We start from the raw sequence: 18,030 nt of genomic DNA on the forward strand, positions 1-18,030 counted from the left end.
CCTCAGTCGCCCGCAGCGTCCTGCGCCGGGCGGCTGACATCCCGCAGCACCGCGATATAGCCCCGGTAAAGGTTCTCCACCGGCAGCAGCCCTCGGGCCGCCAGCTGGCGATGGGCGCTGCGCAGGTGATAGAAGGGTATGCGCACGTAGAGATGGTGTTCGATGTGGTAGTGGATCCCGTGGGGGCCGAAGACGAAGGTCTGCCAGTTGGGCGCCACGATGCTGCGGGCGTTCTGGCTCTGGTCGGCGTTGGCGGGCAAACCCGCATGCTCGAGGATCGCCCGCACGCGCCCCATCAGCGGCAGCAAGGTAATGGCCGGCAGCAACCACAACCCCAGGTAGAGCCATGGGTGTCCGGACCAGGCCAGCAGTCCCAGCAGCAAGCCATTGCCCACCAGCATCGACAGGACTTCGCCGAACACTTGGCGCGGCGACTTGTCGACCCTGGGCAGGCAGTGGCGGTAGTCGCCGCGAACCAACTTGAAGGCGCTGATGAAGTACCCCACCCCACACAGGTCCGCCGCCAGGCGCAAGGCCAGGCGCCGCCGAGGCAGTGGATAGTCCCCGATGCCGAACACCGCCACCACCGGATCGTCATGCAGCATGGGCTGGCGATGGTGCTTGAGGTGCCCGGCCCGATAGGTGCGCAGGGAAAGGAACAACGGACCGGCGGCCAGCCATTGGCCGACCAGGTCATTGGCCGACTGACGACGCAACAGCACGCCATGGGCGCTCTCGTGCATGATCACCGCCAGCGCCAGCTGGCTGCGGGCGATGACCAGCGCCGCCAGCAGGTATGTCAGGGGGTGCGGCCAATATGCGGCACAGGCGAATGCCACACCGATCAGGCCCCAGTCGGCCAGCAACGCCAACAGGCCGATCCACGGCTTGAGGACGAACCACTCGGCGGCAGGGGTAAAGGTGCGCAATGCCAGGTTGGCCCCGGCACGCGATTCAAGCTGGGACACGGCGAATGCTCCCTTGTCGGTGAGTGGCCAAGGCGCAGGCCAGGGCCAGTAGCAGGCCGCCAGCGACGTCGACCAGGGTGTGCTGCTTGAGGGTCAGGGTCGACAGGCAGATCAACAGGCCGCTGCCGGCGACCAGCCATTTGCCACGCCGGCCCCACAGTGCTCGGCAGGCCAGGCAAGTCACGGTTACATGCAGGCTGGGAAAACCGTTGCAGGCCAGGTCCAGTTGCCACATCCGGCTCAGTCGCTGCTGCAGGAAGCCGCTGCCGAGCACGCCGAGATCCGGCCGGGGCACCTGCTCGGGAAACAGCCAGAAGCACAACAGGCCCACGACGAAGGCGATGCCGGTAGCGTTGCGCAAGGCCTTGAAGCCCTGTTGGCTGGCGTAGGCCGCCGCCAACAGGACAAAGGGAAAGAACAGCACGTAGAGAAACCAGGACTGGGCCATGAAAGGAATCAGCTCATCCAGCGGCGTGACCCAGTGATAGTGCGGCGTGACCAGGCGCTGTAGGCCGATGAACGCGCCCAGCCCCAGCAGCAAGCCGAACGCCGCCGCCAGGGCCTGCCGAGGATTGGCAGCCCTGATACGCGGCCAGGAGCCGGTCATGGCTGTCGGCTCGACGCAGGCATGGGGACATGGCGACTCAAGGCGGCGCCCTCACAAGCCAAGCAGATGGTTGGCCCAGGCATCGATCCGTGCCTGGGCCCGCTGGTTGCCCGACATCACGTCAGGCGCTGGGGCGAGCGCGCTCAATTGCTGCGCCGCCGCACTCACCTGGCGCCGAAAGTCGGCAATGTCGCCGCGCCAGGTCACCACCCGGTGCAGCAGTTGCAACTGGCTGGCCCGGGCGGCATTGCTGGCCTGCTCCGGCTGGTCGCTCACCACCAGGATGATCGGCCGCTGGTAGACCCGGGCGATGGACAGCGCCGCCATGCCCGGTGCCGATACCAGCAGTTGCGCCCGGGCCGCGCGGCTGGCCCAGTGCGGGTCGACCCCGAGCCAGCCGTTGCGCCCGGCATAACCCTCGCCCACCAGGTGCCGATCCAGGCCGGCATCGCCCAGGCCGGCCTCCAGGGCATCGGCCAGCCCGGGTTCGCGAAAGTGCGGATTGAGGTACACCGCCGCACCCACCGCGGCCGGTTCCTGCACCACCTCGGCCAGCGCCACCGGGGTCGGCAGGCGATACAGCGCTCGGGCCACGGTATCGTCGATCTCGCAGGCAAAATCGTGCTCGATGCGCGCCCGCGCAGCGTTGATCTGGCGCCCGACGATCCAGGCGAACAACCGCCCGAACTGCCGTGGCCACATGCCGTCGAAGTTGTTCAGCAACGCCACCTTCAGGCTCGCGCCGTACACATGCACCACCTTGCGCCGCCAGCCCGGCAGCATGCCCATGTACAGCAACGCCGGGTGGAAGGAGTCGTTGACCACCAGCTCCACGCCGCGCAAACGGCGCCGCAGCTGGAGGATATCGCGCAGCATCCGCCCGGGACGGAACAGGTACTGGGCGACATTGCGATTGGTGGCCCGGCGCAGCATGTTCTGCTGGCTGTCGAATTGCACCGCATAGTGGCGGGAAAGGACCTCGGCCTGGACCCCGAAACTGTGCAGGAAGCGCTGGCCCTGGTCCGACGTGGTCAGCACCTCGACCTGGGCGCCGGCCGCGCGCAGCGCATGCACCAACAACTGCGCGCGCATCAGGTGGCCACGGGCATCAGCGGTGGCGAGATAGAGAATGCGTGGAGTCATCGAATGGCGCCGCGCCCACCGCCCAGCACCCAGCCAGCCAGGTACATCGCCAGGGCACCGGTCACGCCAAAGCTCGCATCGACCCGGCGGATATCCTTGAGCAGGCGCGCCAGGTGCACGGTTTCATGGGGGGCGACAATGCGTTGCAAGGTGCCCTGGCACAGGCGCACATGGGCTTTTTCATCGGCCAGGACCTGCGACAGCAACGGATACAGCCCATGCTCGGCGCCGATGACCGCGCAGTGGCGGCTCAGCACCCGTTGCGCCATCTGTTCGGCACACAGGCCGGTGGCATAGGCCGGCACCAGCAGGCCATGCTCGAAATGCCCCGCATAGCGACGGGCCAGGCGCTGCCAGCGCAGAATCTTGCGCCGGCTGAGCCAATCCGGTTCCAGGCGTGCCGTACCTTCGCCGCCACGTTCGCCCAGGGCCGCGGCGAACAGCGTCACGTGCCGTTGCTCATCGGCCAGGTGCCGCTCGACCTGGTGCTCGAGCCAGGGTGGCGACTGCGGCAGCAACTCATCCAGCAGCGCACGTTCGGTGGCATCCTCCCCAGCCAGGTAGATACGCAGCAGCAAGCGCTCCCCACGCACGCTGCGATGCAGGCGCTGCAGGGCGACGCGCTTGATGCGATCCACCAGGCGCGCCTGTACGGCTCCCAACCCACGGGGCCGGGGCATGTCCAGGCAACTGAAATCCGCTTGGCTTGCAAGCGCTTCGCCGGCACTCATGGCACGGACTGCGCGGTGTCCACGCCCTGGGTCGCAGTCGTGGCCGCCTGGGCGCTGCGATGCCAGGCCAGGATCAGGCCGATGAAGCTGTCACGCATGAAGGCCGTACCGCTGGCAGTGGCCCCGGGGAAACTCTGCTCCTGGCCGTTGTAACGCAGGTAGCCCTTGCCATTGACCGCGCCCAGTTCCAGGCGGTCGTGCTTGTGCAAGCCACGCTGGCGCACGTCCTCGAGCAAGGGGCTGTCCTCCAGGCCGAAGACGAACAGCTGGCGCTGGACCACCCACTGCGGAATCTGGCCACTCAAGGCTTGCAGGTCGAGGTTCCAGGTGCCCTGCTCCAGCACCTGGTCCAGCGGCAGGCTGCCTGGTTGCCTCGAGCTGAAGCGGGCACGCATCAGCGACTTCGAGACCCGCCCTACCCCCAGGCCGATGGTGATGTCATCGGCCGTCGGATTTTTCTCGTCGCTGGGACGCACCACCACCAAATAGCTGGCGACCCGGGCGGCGATCGATGGCTGCGCCAAGACCTTGCGCGCCAGCTCGGGATTGAGCAGCACGTGCTCGTCACGCCCCTGGTGGACGCTGATCTGGTAAGGGTCCAAGGCGATATCCTGGAAGGTGCCACGCACCGGCGCATGTACATAGGTGTCGGCCTTCCAGGTCTTGCCCGAGCGCCACACCAGTACCTGCAAGCTCAAGGGCACGCGCTGGCCGTCGCTGGCGATGCCGCTGCCATGCAGCAGCACGTCGCCGATCACGCCCTTGCCGGCATGCCGGGCCTCGACGCTGAACACTATGGTGCGCGCCTGCGGGTCAACGCTGGCCCGTGCGTCCGCCACGTCCAGGGCCAGGCGGTTGCAGTTTTGCGCGGCGCCGCCCTGGACCGTCGCACAGCCGCTGCCGGAGACGAAGTGCAGCACGCTGCGGCCGTTGATTTCGCTGGGGGCGGCGCTGGCCGGGGTGGCGCACGCCAACCATGCCAGGCACGCCAGGGAGGAGCCGAATGCGGCCAGGGGTTTCATGCTCATGGGAACTTCCTGTAGGAGCGCCAAGGGGGCGGCGCGAATCAATCCAGCTGGCGGTGATAGGACAGGGCTTGCCCCTGGCGCGCGCTGGCACGGCCGATGTTCAACCCCAGCCCGCGGACCAGCGCGCCGGCGCTATCGAGGGACGAGATACCGAGTATCGCCAGGATCGCACCCAGGCGCCGCCGCCCATGCACGGCGGGCAGGTCCTGGTGGTTGAGTGCGCGCAGGCTGTAGCCCAGGCGCCCGAGCATCACGCACAAGGGGCCGATAGGGCCACTGCGTCCGAGCCATTGCAACCAGCCCGGCATATAGGCACGCACCAGGTAGGGGGTCAGGTCGACACTGTCGCCACCACGCAACCAGCGCAGCTTGAACACTTCGCCACGGCTGTCGGGCAACCGGTGCTCGGTATGGGCCGCCGGAACGTAGCGTACCGCCACCCCCGCCGCCTGCAGGCGCAGGCCCATGACCTGGCAGTGGGCACGGTAGACGCCGTCCAGCGGCTGGTAGCGATACTGCTCGAAGGTGGCACAACGAAAGGCCACGTTGTTCGCGTAGAAATTGCGGGTCGCCCGGGCTCCGAGCGGGCTGGGGAAGTACATGAAGTCGATGGTGGTCAACGCGCTGCCGACCACGCTCGGGGCGTAGCTGGTGCGCCCGGCGACGGCCAGGGGCGCATCCGCCTCGGTGAAGGGCAAGAGCAACTGTTCCAGCCAGTGTCCGGCGGGAAGGCAGTCGGCATCGGCGAACACCACGTACTGGCAGCGCGCCTGGTCGACCGCCTCGAAACCGATATTCTTGGCCTCGTAGTAACCGGTGCGGGGATCGATCTCGACGAACTCCAGCACTCGCCCGGCCAGTGCGCACAGCGCCTCCCGGGCCTCTTGCCCGAGGCCATCGTGGGTGATGACCCATTGGCCGAGCGATTGCGGGCAGAGGCTCTGGCGAGCCAGGCGGGCTACCAGGTGCTTGAGGCTGTCCAGGGCCTGCGCCGCGTCCTTGCCGCCGCGCAGGTTGTTGGTTTCCAGCACCAGCGCGGTACTGCCGGCGATCGCTGCCAGGGGCCCGGTATCACAGGCGGGCTGTTGCGACATCCGGGTCGTCGATTGTTGGCTATCCATGGCGCGGTATCTCAGGAAAAGGCAGGGCTGCCGGGCTTCAGGGGCGCAATCACAGCATTATTCCGGGGATTATTCAAACGGCGGATTCGCCGGCCCGCCAGTATTGGCGAAGGACCGCGCCAGCTGCTCCATCACCAGGCGCATGCGCGTGGTATGCCGCAGGTCCTGGTGGGTGACCATCCACACCTCATATGGCTTGCCGGCCGTGCGCCCGGGCCAGATCCGCTCCAGGCCGTCACGCCGGCCCATCTCGATGGGGATCTCGCTGATGCCCAGGCCTTGGGCGATGGAGCGTCGCAGCAACATGTTGGAGTTCACCGCCATCACCACCCGGGCCTGGTCGATGGGCTCGTCGAGCAAGGTCGGCTGCGCACGATCCCGCCAGTACGGCTCGTACATCACCAGGTCATGGCCCTTGAAGCTAGTGCCTGGCTCGGGCTGGCCATGGCGCTCCAGGTATTCGCGCGCTGCGAACAGGCCCATCGGCCACTCGGCCAGCTTGCGCAGGATCAGGTCGGGATTGTCCGGACGTAGGTTCCTGATGGCGATGTCGGTTTCGCGCCGTGACAGGTTGACCACCTCGGAGGTGCTGTTGAGCACGATGCGGATATCCGGATGCGCAAGGTGCAGCGCCTTGAGTGCCGGCATCACGAAATCACAGGCCAGGGAGTCGGTGGTGGAAATCCGTACTTCGCCGGCCAGTTCGTTATCCATCCCCCCGGTACGCCGGATCAGCTCCAGGGCCATCTGCTCCATCTTCCCGGCCATCGCGAAGGCCATTTCGCCAACGCTGGTCAGCTGGTAGCCGGCCGGAGTGCGCAGGAACAGGGTCGATCCCAGGTCCGCCTCCATGGCCGCGATACGCCGCCCCACCGTGGCCTGGTCCACGTGCAGGACCCGCGCCGCACGGCGCAAGGTCAGCTCGCGCCCGAGGGCCAGCAGGACCCGTGCATCATCCCAGTTCATTCAAGATTTCCCCATGAAGAATCATTGCAACACAGCCTCGCAAAATCGCCGCGCGCCGGCACCGGCCCGCTTGCGTAACCTTTGCCCACCCCAGCCCGAACGGCCGGCATCCACCTTACCAGGACCCATTTATGAACCATTCCCATAGTGCGCCAGAGGCGCAGATGACCGTTATCGAGATCACCCGGCCGGGTGATCCACAGGTATTGAAACCTGCCCGCCGGGCGGTGCCTACCCCTGGCCCACGGGAGATCCTGATCCGGGTCCACGCCGCTGGCGTCAACGGCCCCGACCTGCTGCAGCGCAAGGGCCTCTACGATCCGCCAGCCGGCGCCTCGGACATCCCGGGCCTGGAGATCGCCGGGGAAGTCGCGGCCCTGGGCAGCGAGGTGACGCGCTTCAGCGTGGGTGACCCGGTGATCGCCCTGGTCACTGGCGGCGGCTACGCCCAGTACACGGTCGCCGACGAGCGCACCACCATGCACCTGCCCGGTGGCCTGTCGATGATCGAAGCTGCGGCGCTGCCCGAGACCTTCATGACCGTGTGGGTCAACCTGTTCCAGCGCGGCCAGTTCAAGGCCGGCGAATCGCTGCTGGTGCATGGCGGCGCCTCCGGCATCGGCACCACGGCGACCATGCTGGCCAAGGCCCTGGGCGCGTCGAAGATCTTCACCACGGTCGCCAATGCACAACAACAGGCGGCCAGCCTGGCCCTGGGTGCCGACGTGGCCATCGACTACAACCGCGAGGACTTCGTCGAGCAAGTGCTGCTCGGGACCGAGCAGCTTGGGGTCGACGTCATCGTCGATATCATTGCCGGCGACTATGTGGCGCGTAACTTCCAGGCCGCAGCGATGAACGCGCGGATCGTGCAGATCGGCGTGGTCAAGGGCCCGGCGACCCAGGTCGACCTGTTCCCGATGCTGGTCAAGCGCCTGACCCACCTGGGCTCGACCCTGCGCTCGCGCAGCCCAGAGGACAAGGCCGGGATCATCGCCGAGCTGGAATCCAAGGTCTGGCCCCACGTCCAGAGCGGCGCGGTCAAGCCATTGATCTTCAAGACCTTCGCCTTGACGGATGCCGACCAGGCCCACGCCCTGATGGAGTCCGGCCAGCACATCGGCAAGGTGGTGCTGACCGTCGCCCACTAGCCCCGGAGCCCAGGCCGAGGTTGTCCATGACGACCTCGGCCGTGCCCTGCCCGGCAACCCGGCTACGGCTCCTGGCGGCCAGGCACGGCGTCCAATTCGCCGTTGCGCACCGCCACCTTGATGGCTTGTGCGGTGGTACTGGCGCCCAGGCGTCGACGCGCCGCTCGCAGGTGGTTTTCCACGGTGCGCCCGGACAACCCCAGCGTCACGGCGATATCGGCCTGGCGCTTGCCGGCGGCGGTCCAGGCCAGGACTTCACGCTCCCGATCCGACAACTGCCTGGACGGGTCGCTGACGGCCACCTCCAGCAACCGCCGTGCGGCACAGAACGCCGCACTGGCGACGTTGCCCAACATCAGCCGAACCCTGGGGCTGCTGTCGATCCGCTCACCGCCCAAGCTCATGGCGCCCTCCAGGCCCAAGGGACCGAACACCGGTACCTGCAGGCCATGCAGGCCGGCGCCCTGGGGGCGGCGGACCACCTGGTAGCGGTCACCACGCTTGCTCCAGAAGAACGGCTCGCGTGCCTCCAGGATATGCCGGGTGACCGGACAGCGGCGCACGTAGGTCGCGGCGTCGACCACCTGGCCGTCGCCGAACCAGTCCCCCTCGACCCAGTAGATGCGCTCGAGCACTTCGTCCCTGGCCGATGAGGCGGAAAACAGCACGAAACGGTCATAACCGAAAGGGCCCGCCAGGCCCCGCACCAGCGCCTGGATCGCAGGCAGCGCCGTGGCGCGCTCCAATTCCAGGACGCTGTGCAGGGCCGCTTCAGCGCTGGTCGCAGTCACCCGGCCGCCACTGCTTGCAGCAACGCGGTGGCCGCCAGCTTGCCCAGGGCGTTGCCCGCCAGCGGGCTGTCGCCGGTGAGCAGCTTGCGGTCCTGGTGCACTGCCCCGGAAATGTCCTGGTTGAGGATCTCGACCCCCAGGGCGGACAGCTGCTCGCCGAACTTCCAGGTCAGGTGGCCGGGCATGTAGCCGATGTCCGGGGTCTGGGCGTCCAGGGCGTCGGGGAAGGCGCAGATGCGGTAACCGTTGAACAGGCAGGAGTCCCTGGTCTCGCCCAGCCCGGCAGCCAGCAATGCCGCGGGGCCGTGGCACAAGGAAATGACGAACTTGTCGTTGGCCATGGCCCATTGCAGGAGTTTTTTCACCTCGGCACTTTCGGGCAGGCCGATCAGCGCGCCATGGCCGCCGGGGATGAACACCCCGATGTAGTCGGAATCGGCGCCCAGGGCGTTGTCCAGGACCTCGGCCAGCTTCAAGGGTTGCTTGAACTGGTCGCGGTACTTGGCATACAGGCCTTTGACCTCGACATCTTCGGAGGGCATGGCCCAGAACTCGAACTTGACCGGGTTGCCCGACAAGGTGGCGATATCAAAACCGAACCCGGCCTTGTCCAGGTGGTACATGGGCAACAGGGTTTCCACCGGATGATTGCCGGTGGAGAACATCGTGCCGTTGTCGGTCAGCAGATAGCGCTCGTCCGCACCGATCACCAGCACCTTCCAGCGCCCACCGGTATAGGGCCGCTGGTAGTCGGCACCACTGAGATCGGAATGGGCGGAAGTGAATTGGCTTAGCGAGTACGGCGAGGGAAAAAACGCATTGTCCTCGGCCGGATCCGGAGTCGGGCGTTTGTCGTCGGTGGGGGTATGACTCATGGCTTGCTCCATTGTGCAGGGCGAATTCCATCATCATTGTAGGAAAGCGCGCAGGCAGCAATGAGGGTTTTCCCTCAAGTCGAGCATGGCCAGAAGAGGTTGCCGCTATCAGGAGGCTGTTCAATCACGCCGTCACAGCATCGGCACCTGAAACACGGGCCGGACGACTCCAGCACCTCAACTAGAGCCCAGCGGCCTTGAACTCATCAGCAAAGAAGTCATAAACCTCGACTACATCCTCGTTGCGGCTTTCCTTGCATTTGCTCACGAAAACAGCTTTCAGATCGAAGTAATCCAACTCCAGCAACAGTTCAGCGACCCTCATGTACACATAATAATCTTCGGCTTCGAGATACCCGCTCAAACTGGACGCGAGTTTTTCCTTGACCAGACCATTCTTCCTGAACTTATGCAGCACACTTCTGGCGAGAGGCACATTACCTATATCACCTTCTATCGCTGCATCAATAATTCCCGGAAGCAAATCATCAAGCTCATTATCCGCAAACACATCATCCCGGATAAACCTGAGAGCGGTTCCCTGCTCCAAACGGTCCGCGAGGGCCAACGACAACTCGCTGATAAAGCCCGCAGAATGCCTTAACTCATGGCACGCTGAAAACAGCTCCATCTCTGCTCCTGACAGGCGAAGCCATTCTTTTGAATATGTCCCTTCACTCGCCATTCTTCACTTCCACACCACTCCATTGAACATCACTAGATGAGCGCACCATGCCCGGTGAACGCTAAGTGCGTTCATGGGGCCATCCTCAAACCAAGACCATTGAATGATTGCACCCCCTGGCTTTATTTGAGGCCCTTGTTCAGGCGCCAAGGCCGGAACAGCATTCTATTGGATACTTGAGCTAGCTTGATTGGCGATATGGTCATGCCAGACCATCAGCATCGCCAACGACATATGCCTTGGCCTGCGGGAGTCCGGTGCATGTTGGGTATGGATGAATGGATGGCATCATCATGCCGGGAAATCCCGTAACCATGGCCGGTAGATGCTTTGCCGACAGGGATGATCATCGCCCGGCAGACCCACTGAGCGAGCGGCCTGGGAATGCCACGCTGCGGCAGAGCGGGCCTGTATTTCAGGCGAAAAAAAAGCCACTCGATTGAGTGGCTTTTTTGAATTTGGAGCGGGAAACGAGACTCGAACTCGCGACCCCGACCTTGGCAAGGTCGTGCTCTACCAACTGAGCTATTCCCGCAACGTCTTGGTGTTGCGCATTCTATAGAAATCAGAATGAACGTCAACCCCTTGATTCAAAAAAACTTATTTTTTCTCGCCGTCGATTTTCAGGTGTGGCCATGCGGCCCGCAGGTATTGCTGCATCGACCACAAGGTCAGGCCCGCCGCCACCAGCAGCAAGGCGTAGCCCAGCAACACCCAGAAGCTGAAGACCGAAGGATTGGCCAGCAGGATCACCAGCGCCAGCATCTGCGCCGCGGTTTTCCACTTGCCCATGTTGGACACCGCCACCTGCGCCCGGGCGCCGAGTTCGGCCATCCATTCGCGCAGGGCCGAGACCACGATCTCGCGCCCGATGATCACGGCCGCCGGCAGGGTCAGCCACAGGTTGGCGTGCTCCTGCACCAGCAGCACCAATGCCACCGCCACCATCAGCTTGTCGGCCACGGGGTCGAGGAACGCGCCGAAAGGCGTGCTCTGCTCCAGGCGTCGCGCCAGGTAGCCGTCCAGCCAATCGGTGGCGGCCGCGAAGGCAAAGACTGAACTGGCTGCCATATAGCTCCAGCTATAAGGCATATAGAACAGCAATATGAAGATCGGGATAAGCAGGACGCGTAGAACGGTGATCAGATTAGGGATATTCATCGGCACAACTGGCTACGAGGTGATTGGGCATTCTACTCGCTGTGCAGGTTTGCATAAATCAACTCTGCGAGCTTTTTACTGATTCCCGGTGCCTTGGCGATCTCATCGATGCTGGCCCGGGACAATTCCTGTAATCCACCAAAATGCTTGAGCAGGTCGCGCCGGCGTGTCGGGCCGACCCCCGCCACCCCTTCCAGGGTCGAGGTACGTCGAGCCTTGCCACGCCGGGCGCGGTGGCCGGTGATCGCGAAGCGGTGGGCCTCGTCGCGAATCTGCTGGATCAGGTGCAGCGCCGGCGAATCCCCCTTGAGGGTGAACTCGTGGGCCGCGTCGTTCAGGTATAGCGTTTCGAAACCGGCCTTGCGAGTCGTACCCTTGGCCACGCCGAGGAGGATCAGGTCCGGTACCGCCAGTTCGTTGAGCACATCGCGGGCCATGGCCATCTGGCCCTTGCCGCCGTCCACCAGGAGGATGTCCGGCAGCTTGCCCTCGCCGTCCTTGAGCTTGCTGAAGCGTCGGGTCAGGGCCTGGTGCATGGCCGCATAGTCGTCGCCGGCGGTGACGCCCTCGATGTTGTAACGACGATAGTCGGACTTCAGCGGCCCCTCAGGTCCAAACACCACGCAGGAAGCCACGGTGGCCTCGCCGCTGGAATGGCTGATGTCATAGCACTCCAGGCGCTGCGGTGGCTCGTCCAGGTTCAGCACCTCGGCCAGGGCTTCGAAACGCGCGGCCACGTGCTGACGGTTGGCCAGGCGCGCGCCCAGGGCCTGCTCGGCATTGGTCACCGCCAGCTGCTGCCAACGTGCCCGGGTGCCACGCACCCTGTGGCTGATGGTCAATTCGCGACCGCGCAACTCATCGATGGCGGCGATCAGTATCGGAAAGTCTTCATGGGTCACATTGACGATCAACTCGGCCGGCAGGTCGCGCTCAGGACTGCTGACGAAATACTGTCCCAGGAACGCCAGCATGACTTGCGCCACGTCTTCCTCGATGCCCACCTGGGGGAAGAAGTTCTTGCTCCCCAGCACTCGCCCGCCACGCACGCTGATCAGGTGCACACAAGCGCCGCCGGGGTTGACGAAAGCCGCCAGCACGTCGACATCGCCGGTACCGCCTTCCATGCTCTGCTGATCCTGGACCCGACGCAGCAGGCCGATCTGGTCGCGCAGCTCGGCGGCCTTCTCGAAGTCCAGGGTACTGGCGGCGGCTTCCATGGCACCGGACAACTCGTCGGTCAGGGCATTGCTGCGCCCCTCGAGGAACATCACCGAATGGCGCACGTCCTCGGCATAGACCTCGGGCTCCACCAGGCCGACGCACGGCCCCTTGCAACGCTTGATCTGGTACTGCAGGCAAGGCCGCGTACGGTTCTTGTAGTAGCTGTCCTCGCACTGGCGGACCAGGAAGGTCTTCTGCAACAGGCTCAGGCTCTCACGGATGGCGCCGGCACTGGGATAAGGCCCGAAATACTTGCCCTTCTGCTTCTTCGCCCCGCGATGGATGCTGAAGCGCGGAAAGGCGCCATCGGAGAGGAAGACGTAGGGATAGGACTTGTCGTCGCGCAGGAGGATGTTGTACGGCGGCCGCCACTCCTTGATCAGGGTCTGCTCCAGCAACAACGCCTCGGTCTCGTTGGCGGTGATGGTGGTCTCGATCTGGGCGATACGCGCCACCAGGGCGGCGGTCTTCGGTGCCTGGCCGGTCTTGCGGAAGTAGCTCGACAGGCGGTTCTTCAGGTTCTTGGCTTTACCGACGTAGAGCAGGCGCGCATCGCTGTCGAACATGCGATACACACCGGGGCGGCCACTGCAGGTAGAAAGAAAGGCGCTGGGATCAAACAGGTCGGTCATTTTTCAGAGGCTGGCATCGACCATGCCGTGGCGAACCGCAAGCAGCGTCAATTCCACATCGCTGCTGATCGAGAGTTTCTCGAAAATCCGATAACGGTAGGTGTTTACGGTTTTCGGCGACAGGCACAGCTTGTCGGAGATGATCTGCACCTTTTGGCAACCGACGATCATCAGGGCAATCTGGATTTCCCGCTCCGACAACGCATCGAACGGCGATTCACTGGAAGGCTGGAACGACTTGAAGACCAACTGCTGGGCGATTTGCGGGCTGATGTAGCGCTGGCCGGCGAAGACCAGGCGGATGGCCTGGACCATTTCATTGAGCCCCGCGCCCTTGGTCAGGTAACCCGCCGCACCCGCTTGCAGCAATCGGGTAGGGAATGGATCTTCCTCGCAGACCGTCACGGCCACGACCTTGATATCCGGATGACTGCGCAACAACTTGCGCGTGGCTTCAAGCCCACCGATCCCTGGCATCTTGACGTCCATCAGGACTACGTCGGGTTTCAACTCCCGCGCCTTGAGCAGGGATTCCTCTCCCGACTCCGCCTGCCCGACTACTTGCAGGCCATCGATGTCAGCCAGCATTCGTGTAATGCCCGTACGAACGAGATCGTGGTCATCGACTACTAGCACCCTAATCAAGCAGACACCTCGCGAAATGGTCTTTACAGGTTGCCCGACACCTTAGCAAAAAAGCACCGTACAAACCTAATCACATGCGCTATTAAAAACACATCAGCCGCGATAACAACGCACACCCGGCCCGCCTCCCCGGCAGGCCCTGGCTTCAGGGCTCGGCGGGCTGGGGCTTTTTCCTGGAGCCCTGGCCCTGCGACAGCTCGGCCAGGGTGGCAGTCAGACGGCAGATTGCATCCTGATCGCCCTTGAACAGCGCCCGATAGCAGTCAAGCACCTTTTCCTCGGTCCGGCTCAACCTGCCGGCCTGGACCGGCGTCCGGCTGCCGGTCAGCACATACAGCACATCCACTCCCCTGGCCGCCACCCGCGACAGATAATCTGCCTTGGGTGCTCGATCCCCACTCTCGTATTTACCCTGGGCGTTGGCTTCCACCCCGCCGATTTCACCAAAAACTTTTTGCGACAGTCCAAGGCGTTCCCGCTCCTGCCTCAACCGCGAACCGATTCCACTCATTTGGATGTATGATCCCATCAGATACACCCCAAGGGGGTGTCATACTCTTCAAGCTTTGAACAAAATTGAACGGTTTTGAACTATGCCCGGTATACGCACTGCCGCACAAGCCAAGGCCTGGCTGGAACACCAGGGAAAGTCGGTTCAACAGTTCGCGCGCGAACATGGGGTTGATCCGGCCACTACCTATCAGGTATTGGCCGGCCGCAAGAAGGGCAAGCGAGGGGAAGCACACAAGGTCGCGGTGCTGCTGGGCATGAAGGACGGCATTATCCTCGACGAAGTGCCGGTAGTGGATCCGGCACTGGGCTGAGTCCCCCCTACTATTATTCTTTTCTGCCTGGCGCAGCGCCAACCGCAGTAGTAGAGCACTCCATGCGCCAGAAGCAATCATCGGCTCCCACTACCTTAAGGCCCGTTCGCTCGTACAGGCGTTGTGCCGGGTTGTCCTTGAATACCGTCAAGCGCAACAAGCCCCGGCGCTCCTTTCGCGCCATCTCGAGAACCTGCTGCAAGGTCCAGCTCCCTGCGCCCTGCCCGCGCCAGGCCGGCAGCACATGCAGCTCGCGGATGTAGAGCGCCCGCGAGTCGCGGCTCAGGCTGACGAAACCCAGCACTTCAGTCCCCTGGCAGATCAGCAGGTTCTCCCGACCGGCCCAGGCCACGTCGAAGGCGTCGTCGAGCCACAGCAGGTCATGACGGATGTAGTAGCGCAGCATGCCGGAACAGGTCAGCTCCCGGGCGAAGGCCAGGTCGGCCTCCCGGGCCGGGCGCAGTTCGAAGTCGTTCACCGAGCCACCCACAGCACTTGGGCCTGCCACTGCCCGGCACCGCCTCGAACCAACAGCAACGCCTCACCGACCCCGCCCACCGCTGCCAACAGTTCTCCCTCGGGGCCCCAGGCCGCACTGCGCCCGGCGCAGGTCCAACCGCCACTGGGTCCGCCATGATTGGCCATCAGCACCAGCAATCCATGCTCCCGGGCATACCCTTGCAACAGCGTGCCGTCGACGGCATACCCGCCTTCGCTGATCAGCACACCGGCGGCATAGACATCGGCCCCGGCCTGTGCAGCCGCCTGCACATGGCTGGCATGGCTGAAGTCCGCACAAACCGCCAAGGCAACCTGGTGCTCGGCAAATGCCAAGGGCGCGCCGCCACTGCCCGCGGCAAAAGCGCGCTCCTCTCCGGGATGCAGATGCTGCTTGCTATAGACCGCCAGCGAACCATCGCCCCCCAGCACCAGCGCACCGATCAGTACCGGTCCGTCATCGACCAGGCGAATCGGCAGCCCCACCACCGTAGTCATCTGCAGCTCCCGCGCCAGGTCGCGCAGGGGTTGCAATACCGGCGAATCCGGAGCCAAGGCCAACTCGGCCGCCAGTTGTGGCTCGTAGCCGGTCAGCGACAGCTCGGGGAATACCAGCAACTGCACGCCCTGCTGCGCCGCCAGTCGCATCAAGCGCTGGTGTCCGGCGAGGTTGGTCGGCAGGTCTCCGGCAATGGACACCGATTGGGCAGCGGCAAGGGTCAACAAGGTCACGGGCAGTCCTTTTTGGGGCAACGATGGAAGTAAACAGGCAGGCGCCGCGAGTGTCGCACAACCCCCATTGGATTGATCCATAGTCGCGCCCCCGCCTGCGCCATAAAAATTACTGATTGAATCGCCGGCCCGCCCTCTAGTAAGCTCGCTGCACTTCACGGAGAAACCCCATGCTGTCCCAGACCCTTTCCCTGCATCGCCACACCACCAGCGCACTGCGCTCGGTTGCGGCTGCCTGGGTCAATGGCAGCGCGGCGGCGAGCTTTTATTTTGGGTATTGGTTTAGCCACTGGCGCGCCTGATACCCAACCGGCGCCCATAAAAACGGGTCGCCCACCAGAGAAATCTCAACCCCCGGTCGGCCTCCCGACCGGGGGTTTTGTTTTTCCGGGCCTGGATTTTCAACCACGATTTTTGCGACACACCGAACTTACCGAGGATTGCACCATGAACTACGCCACCTATTACCGTTACGACATGTTTTCCACCTGGCGATTTAGCAGCCTCCGCTCGGGACAGCCTGCCGCCTCCGATCGGTCACCTACCGGTGGCAATTGCACACTCATGGCCAGTACGGCCAATTGTCGAACACCCCAGTAGGGCCGCGCGCGGGACATCACCCGCCGCCCGCCCAGGAAGACCGCACATGAACTCGTCCGTATCCGCTCTGTCCCTGTCCGCTCAAGCCAGCGCCAACGAACCCCTGAGCCAGCGCCTGCCCAGCTCCCTGGAACTCAAGCAGCACCTGCCGCTATCCACGGCCCTGAGCCAGCAAGTCGCCACCCATCGCCAAGCCATCCGCGCCATCCTCCAAGGCCAGGACCCTCGCCTCTTGGTAGTGGTCGGCCCCTGCTCCATCCACGATCCGCAATCGGCCCTGGAATATGCCGCCAACCTGGCCCGGCTGTCCGCGCAAGTGAGCGACCAGATGCTCCTGGTGATGCGCGCCTACGTGGAAAAACCCCGTACCACCGTCGGCTGGAAAGGCTTGGCCTACGACCCGCACCTGGACGGCAGCGATGACATGGCCGGTGGCCTGGCCCTGTCCCGGGAACTGATGCGCGAGATGCTGCGCCTGGGCCTGCCGATCGCCACCGAATTGCTGCAACCCATGGCCGCCGGCTACTTCGACGACCTCTTGAGCTGGGTCGCCATCGGCGCGCGCACCACCGAATCGCAGATCCACCGGGAAATGGCCAGTGGCCTGGAGATCCCCGTGGGCTTCAAGAACGGTACCGACGGCGGCGTCGCCATCGCCTGCGACGCCATGCGCTCGGCGGCCCATCCGCACCGCCACTTCGGCGTCGACAGCCAGGGCCATCCGGCGATCATCCAGACCGCGGGCAATCCCGACACCCACCTGGTGCTGCGCGGCGGCCACCGAGGGCCGAACTACGACCGCCAGAGCGTGGCCCAGGTCCAGCGCGACCTGCACAAGCTGAAGATCCCGGCACGGATCATGGTCGATTGCAGCCACGCCAACAGCGGCAAGGACCCGGCGCGCCAGCCGGCAGTGTTCAACGAGGTGCTGGAGCAGCGCCTGCAAGGCGACGCCTCGCTGATGGGGGTGATGCTCGAAAGCCACCTGTTCGAAGGCTGCCAACCGCTGAACGGCAACCTGCGCTACGGCGTCTCGATCACCGACGGCTGCCTGGGCTGGGACACCACCGAGCACCTGCTGGGCAACGCCGCCCAGCGACTGCGGGCACTGGCGGCCAGCGCCTGAGCATCAGCCGTTACCGCCACGCCGGCAGTCGTGGCGGTAACGGCTTGAAGGAACTTTGACAAGAAATGGCCACCTGAATCCGGTAGGCTCTCCACTTTCTTGAAAGGAGCAACTCCCATGGCCAAAGCCACTGCCCGTCACATCCTGGTTGCCAGCGAAGCCAAGTGCAACGAACTCAAAGCCGAAATCGAAGCCGGCGCCGATTTCGCCGACGTAGCGAAGAAGAACTCCACCTGCCCCTCCAGCCGTGACGGCGGCAACCTGGGTTCCTTCGGCCCGGGCCAGATGGTCAAGGAGTTCGATACCGTGGTGTTCAGCGCCCCGATCAATGTGGTCCAGGGCCCGGTGAAGACCCAGTTCGGCTACCACCTGCTGGAAGTCACCAGCCGCCAGGACTGATCGCCCGGCGATCACGCCTGCCCCAACGGCCCGCCACTCGGTGGGCCGTTGCCTTTATGCCCCCAAGATGCGCGACAACGGATGCGGCTGGCCAGTCACGCGCGGCTAGCGTACAAATCGTGG

Annotated in this window: 21 protein-coding genes and 1 tRNA gene; 5 read left to right on the forward strand and 17 right to left on the reverse strand. The window is 64.3% G+C overall.

Annotation, left to right across the window (positions count from 1 at the left end; translation table 11 throughout):
* Positions 1 to 2: 2 nt before the first annotated feature.
* The 7 genes from C4K40_RS18750 to C4K40_RS18780 form a co-directional block, all read right to left on the reverse strand.
* Positions 3 to 968, reverse strand: a complete 966-nt coding sequence (locus C4K40_RS18750) for a fatty acid desaturase family protein (RefSeq protein ID WP_053130999.1) — start codon at positions 966 to 968, stop codon at positions 3 to 5.
* Positions 955 to 1,575 (reverse strand): phosphatase PAP2 family protein, encoded by a 621-nt coding sequence (locus C4K40_RS18755; protein ID WP_022639318.1) that lies wholly within the window; start codon positions 1,573 to 1,575, stop codon positions 955 to 957. Before C4K40_RS18755 ends, C4K40_RS18750 begins: the two co-directional genes overlap by 14 nt.
* Before the next feature lie 51 nt (positions 1,576 to 1,626).
* Positions 1,627 to 2,718, reverse strand: a complete 1,092-nt coding sequence (locus C4K40_RS18760; RefSeq protein ID WP_053131001.1) for a hypothetical protein — start codon at positions 2,716 to 2,718, stop codon at positions 1,627 to 1,629.
* Positions 2,715 to 3,449 carry a hypothetical protein gene (locus tag C4K40_RS18765; RefSeq protein ID WP_053131003.1) on the reverse strand — a complete coding sequence of 245 codons (735 nt, stop codon included), beginning with the start codon at positions 3,447 to 3,449 and terminating at the stop codon, positions 2,715 to 2,717. Before C4K40_RS18765 ends, C4K40_RS18760 begins: the two co-directional genes overlap by 4 nt.
* Positions 3,446 to 4,477: a hypothetical protein gene (locus C4K40_RS18770; protein WP_053131006.1), complete on the reverse strand. Its 1,032-nt coding sequence runs from the start codon at positions 4,475 to 4,477 to the stop codon at positions 3,446 to 3,448. The genes C4K40_RS18765 and C4K40_RS18770 overlap by 4 nt, the downstream gene beginning before the upstream one ends.
* A gap of 38 nt (positions 4,478 to 4,515) precedes the next feature.
* Positions 4,516 to 5,571, reverse strand: a complete 1,056-nt coding sequence (locus C4K40_RS18775) for a glycosyltransferase family 2 protein (protein WP_022639322.1) — start codon at positions 5,569 to 5,571, stop codon at positions 4,516 to 4,518.
* Between the two features lie 96 nt (positions 5,572 to 5,667).
* The gene (locus C4K40_RS18780) at positions 5,668 to 6,564 is read right to left on the reverse strand and encodes a LysR family transcriptional regulator (RefSeq protein WP_053131008.1); all 897 of its coding nucleotides are present in this window, start codon (positions 6,562 to 6,564) and stop codon (positions 5,668 to 5,670) included.
* Positions 6,565 to 6,728: 164 nt separating this feature from the next.
* On the opposite strand from C4K40_RS18780, the gene C4K40_RS18785 reads away from it, so the two are divergent.
* Positions 6,729 to 7,715 carry an NAD(P)H-quinone oxidoreductase gene (locus C4K40_RS18785; RefSeq protein ID WP_053131433.1) on the forward strand — a complete coding sequence of 329 codons (987 nt, stop codon included), beginning with the start codon at positions 6,729 to 6,731 and terminating at the stop codon, positions 7,713 to 7,715.
* A gap of 62 nt (positions 7,716 to 7,777) precedes the next feature.
* On the opposite strand, the gene C4K40_RS18790 is transcribed toward C4K40_RS18785, so the two are convergent.
* The 8 genes from C4K40_RS18790 to C4K40_RS18825 all read right to left on the reverse strand — a co-directional run bounded on the left by C4K40_RS18790 (position 7,778) and on the right by C4K40_RS18825 (position 14,239).
* Entirely contained in the window at positions 7,778 to 8,506 is a 729-nt protein-coding gene (locus C4K40_RS18790) for a PA1136 family autoinducer-binding transcriptional regulator (RefSeq protein ID WP_053131011.1), read from the reverse strand.
* Complete coding sequence (hchA, locus tag C4K40_RS18795; protein WP_053131014.1) at positions 8,503 to 9,381, reverse strand: glyoxalase III HchA; 879 nt, start codon at positions 9,379 to 9,381, stop codon at positions 8,503 to 8,505. The genes C4K40_RS18790 and hchA overlap by 4 nt, the downstream gene beginning before the upstream one ends.
* 181 nt (positions 9,382 to 9,562) lie before the next feature.
* Positions 9,563 to 10,012, reverse strand: coding sequence for a hypothetical protein (locus tag C4K40_RS18800; RefSeq protein ID WP_053131017.1), 450 nt, complete (start codon positions 10,010 to 10,012; stop codon positions 9,563 to 9,565).
* A gap of 513 nt (positions 10,013 to 10,525) precedes the next feature.
* Positions 10,526 to 10,601, reverse strand: a tRNA-Gly gene (locus tag C4K40_RS18805).
* 65 nt (positions 10,602 to 10,666) lie between these two features.
* On the reverse strand, positions 10,667 to 11,227 hold the full coding sequence (gene pgsA, locus C4K40_RS18810) for a CDP-diacylglycerol--glycerol-3-phosphate 3-phosphatidyltransferase (protein WP_031320034.1): 561 nt from the start codon (positions 11,225 to 11,227) through the stop codon (positions 10,667 to 10,669).
* Positions 11,228 to 11,259: 32 nt separating this feature from the next.
* On the reverse strand, positions 11,260 to 13,083 hold the full coding sequence (gene uvrC / locus C4K40_RS18815) for an excinuclease ABC subunit UvrC (protein WP_031320035.1): 1,824 nt from the start codon (positions 13,081 to 13,083) through the stop codon (positions 11,260 to 11,262).
* Positions 13,084 to 13,086: 3 nt separating this feature from the next.
* Entirely contained in the window at positions 13,087 to 13,728 is a 642-nt protein-coding gene (uvrY, locus tag C4K40_RS18820) for a UvrY/SirA/GacA family response regulator transcription factor (RefSeq protein ID WP_031320037.1), read from the reverse strand.
* A 145-nt stretch (positions 13,729 to 13,873) separates the two neighbouring features.
* On the reverse strand, positions 13,874 to 14,239 hold the full coding sequence (locus tag C4K40_RS18825) for a helix-turn-helix domain-containing protein (RefSeq protein ID WP_053131436.1): 366 nt from the start codon (positions 14,237 to 14,239) through the stop codon (positions 13,874 to 13,876).
* Between the two features lie 82 nt (positions 14,240 to 14,321).
* Between C4K40_RS18825 and C4K40_RS18830 the strand changes: the two genes are divergently transcribed.
* Entirely contained in the window at positions 14,322 to 14,552 is a 231-nt protein-coding gene (locus tag C4K40_RS18830; protein WP_022639332.1) for a DNA-binding protein, read from the forward strand.
* A 13-nt stretch (positions 14,553 to 14,565) separates the two neighbouring features.
* Here the strand turns inward: C4K40_RS18830 and C4K40_RS18835 are convergent, their stop codons facing one another.
* On the reverse strand, positions 14,566 to 15,030 hold the full coding sequence (locus tag C4K40_RS18835) for a GNAT family N-acetyltransferase (RefSeq protein ID WP_053131439.1): 465 nt from the start codon (positions 15,028 to 15,030) through the stop codon (positions 14,566 to 14,568).
* Entirely contained in the window at positions 15,027 to 15,782 is a 756-nt protein-coding gene (locus C4K40_RS18840) for a carbon-nitrogen hydrolase family protein (RefSeq protein ID WP_053131020.1), read from the reverse strand. The genes C4K40_RS18835 and C4K40_RS18840 overlap by 4 nt, the downstream gene beginning before the upstream one ends.
* Positions 15,783 to 15,952: 170 nt before the next feature.
* Here C4K40_RS18840 and C4K40_RS31965 point away from each other — a divergent pair, with 170 nt between their 5' ends.
* The 3 genes from C4K40_RS31965 to C4K40_RS18850 all read left to right on the forward strand — a co-directional run bounded on the left by C4K40_RS31965 (position 15,953) and on the right by C4K40_RS18850 (position 17,907).
* Positions 15,953 to 16,084 carry a hypothetical protein gene (locus C4K40_RS31965; RefSeq protein ID WP_256223916.1) on the forward strand — a complete coding sequence of 44 codons (132 nt, stop codon included), beginning with the start codon at positions 15,953 to 15,955 and terminating at the stop codon, positions 16,082 to 16,084.
* 344 nt (positions 16,085 to 16,428) lie between these two features.
* The gene (locus tag C4K40_RS18845; RefSeq protein WP_053131023.1) at positions 16,429 to 17,508 is read left to right on the forward strand and encodes a 3-deoxy-7-phosphoheptulonate synthase; all 1,080 of its coding nucleotides are present in this window, start codon (positions 16,429 to 16,431) and stop codon (positions 17,506 to 17,508) included.
* Between the two features lie 117 nt (positions 17,509 to 17,625).
* Positions 17,626 to 17,907, forward strand: a complete 282-nt coding sequence (locus C4K40_RS18850; protein WP_022639338.1) for a peptidylprolyl isomerase — start codon at positions 17,626 to 17,628, stop codon at positions 17,905 to 17,907.
* The last annotated feature ends 123 nt before the right edge of the window (positions 17,908 to 18,030 follow it).

This window comes from Pseudomonas sp. CMR5c (assembly GCF_003850545.1).
Classification (GTDB): domain Bacteria; phylum Pseudomonadota; class Gammaproteobacteria; order Pseudomonadales; family Pseudomonadaceae; genus Aquipseudomonas; species Aquipseudomonas piscis.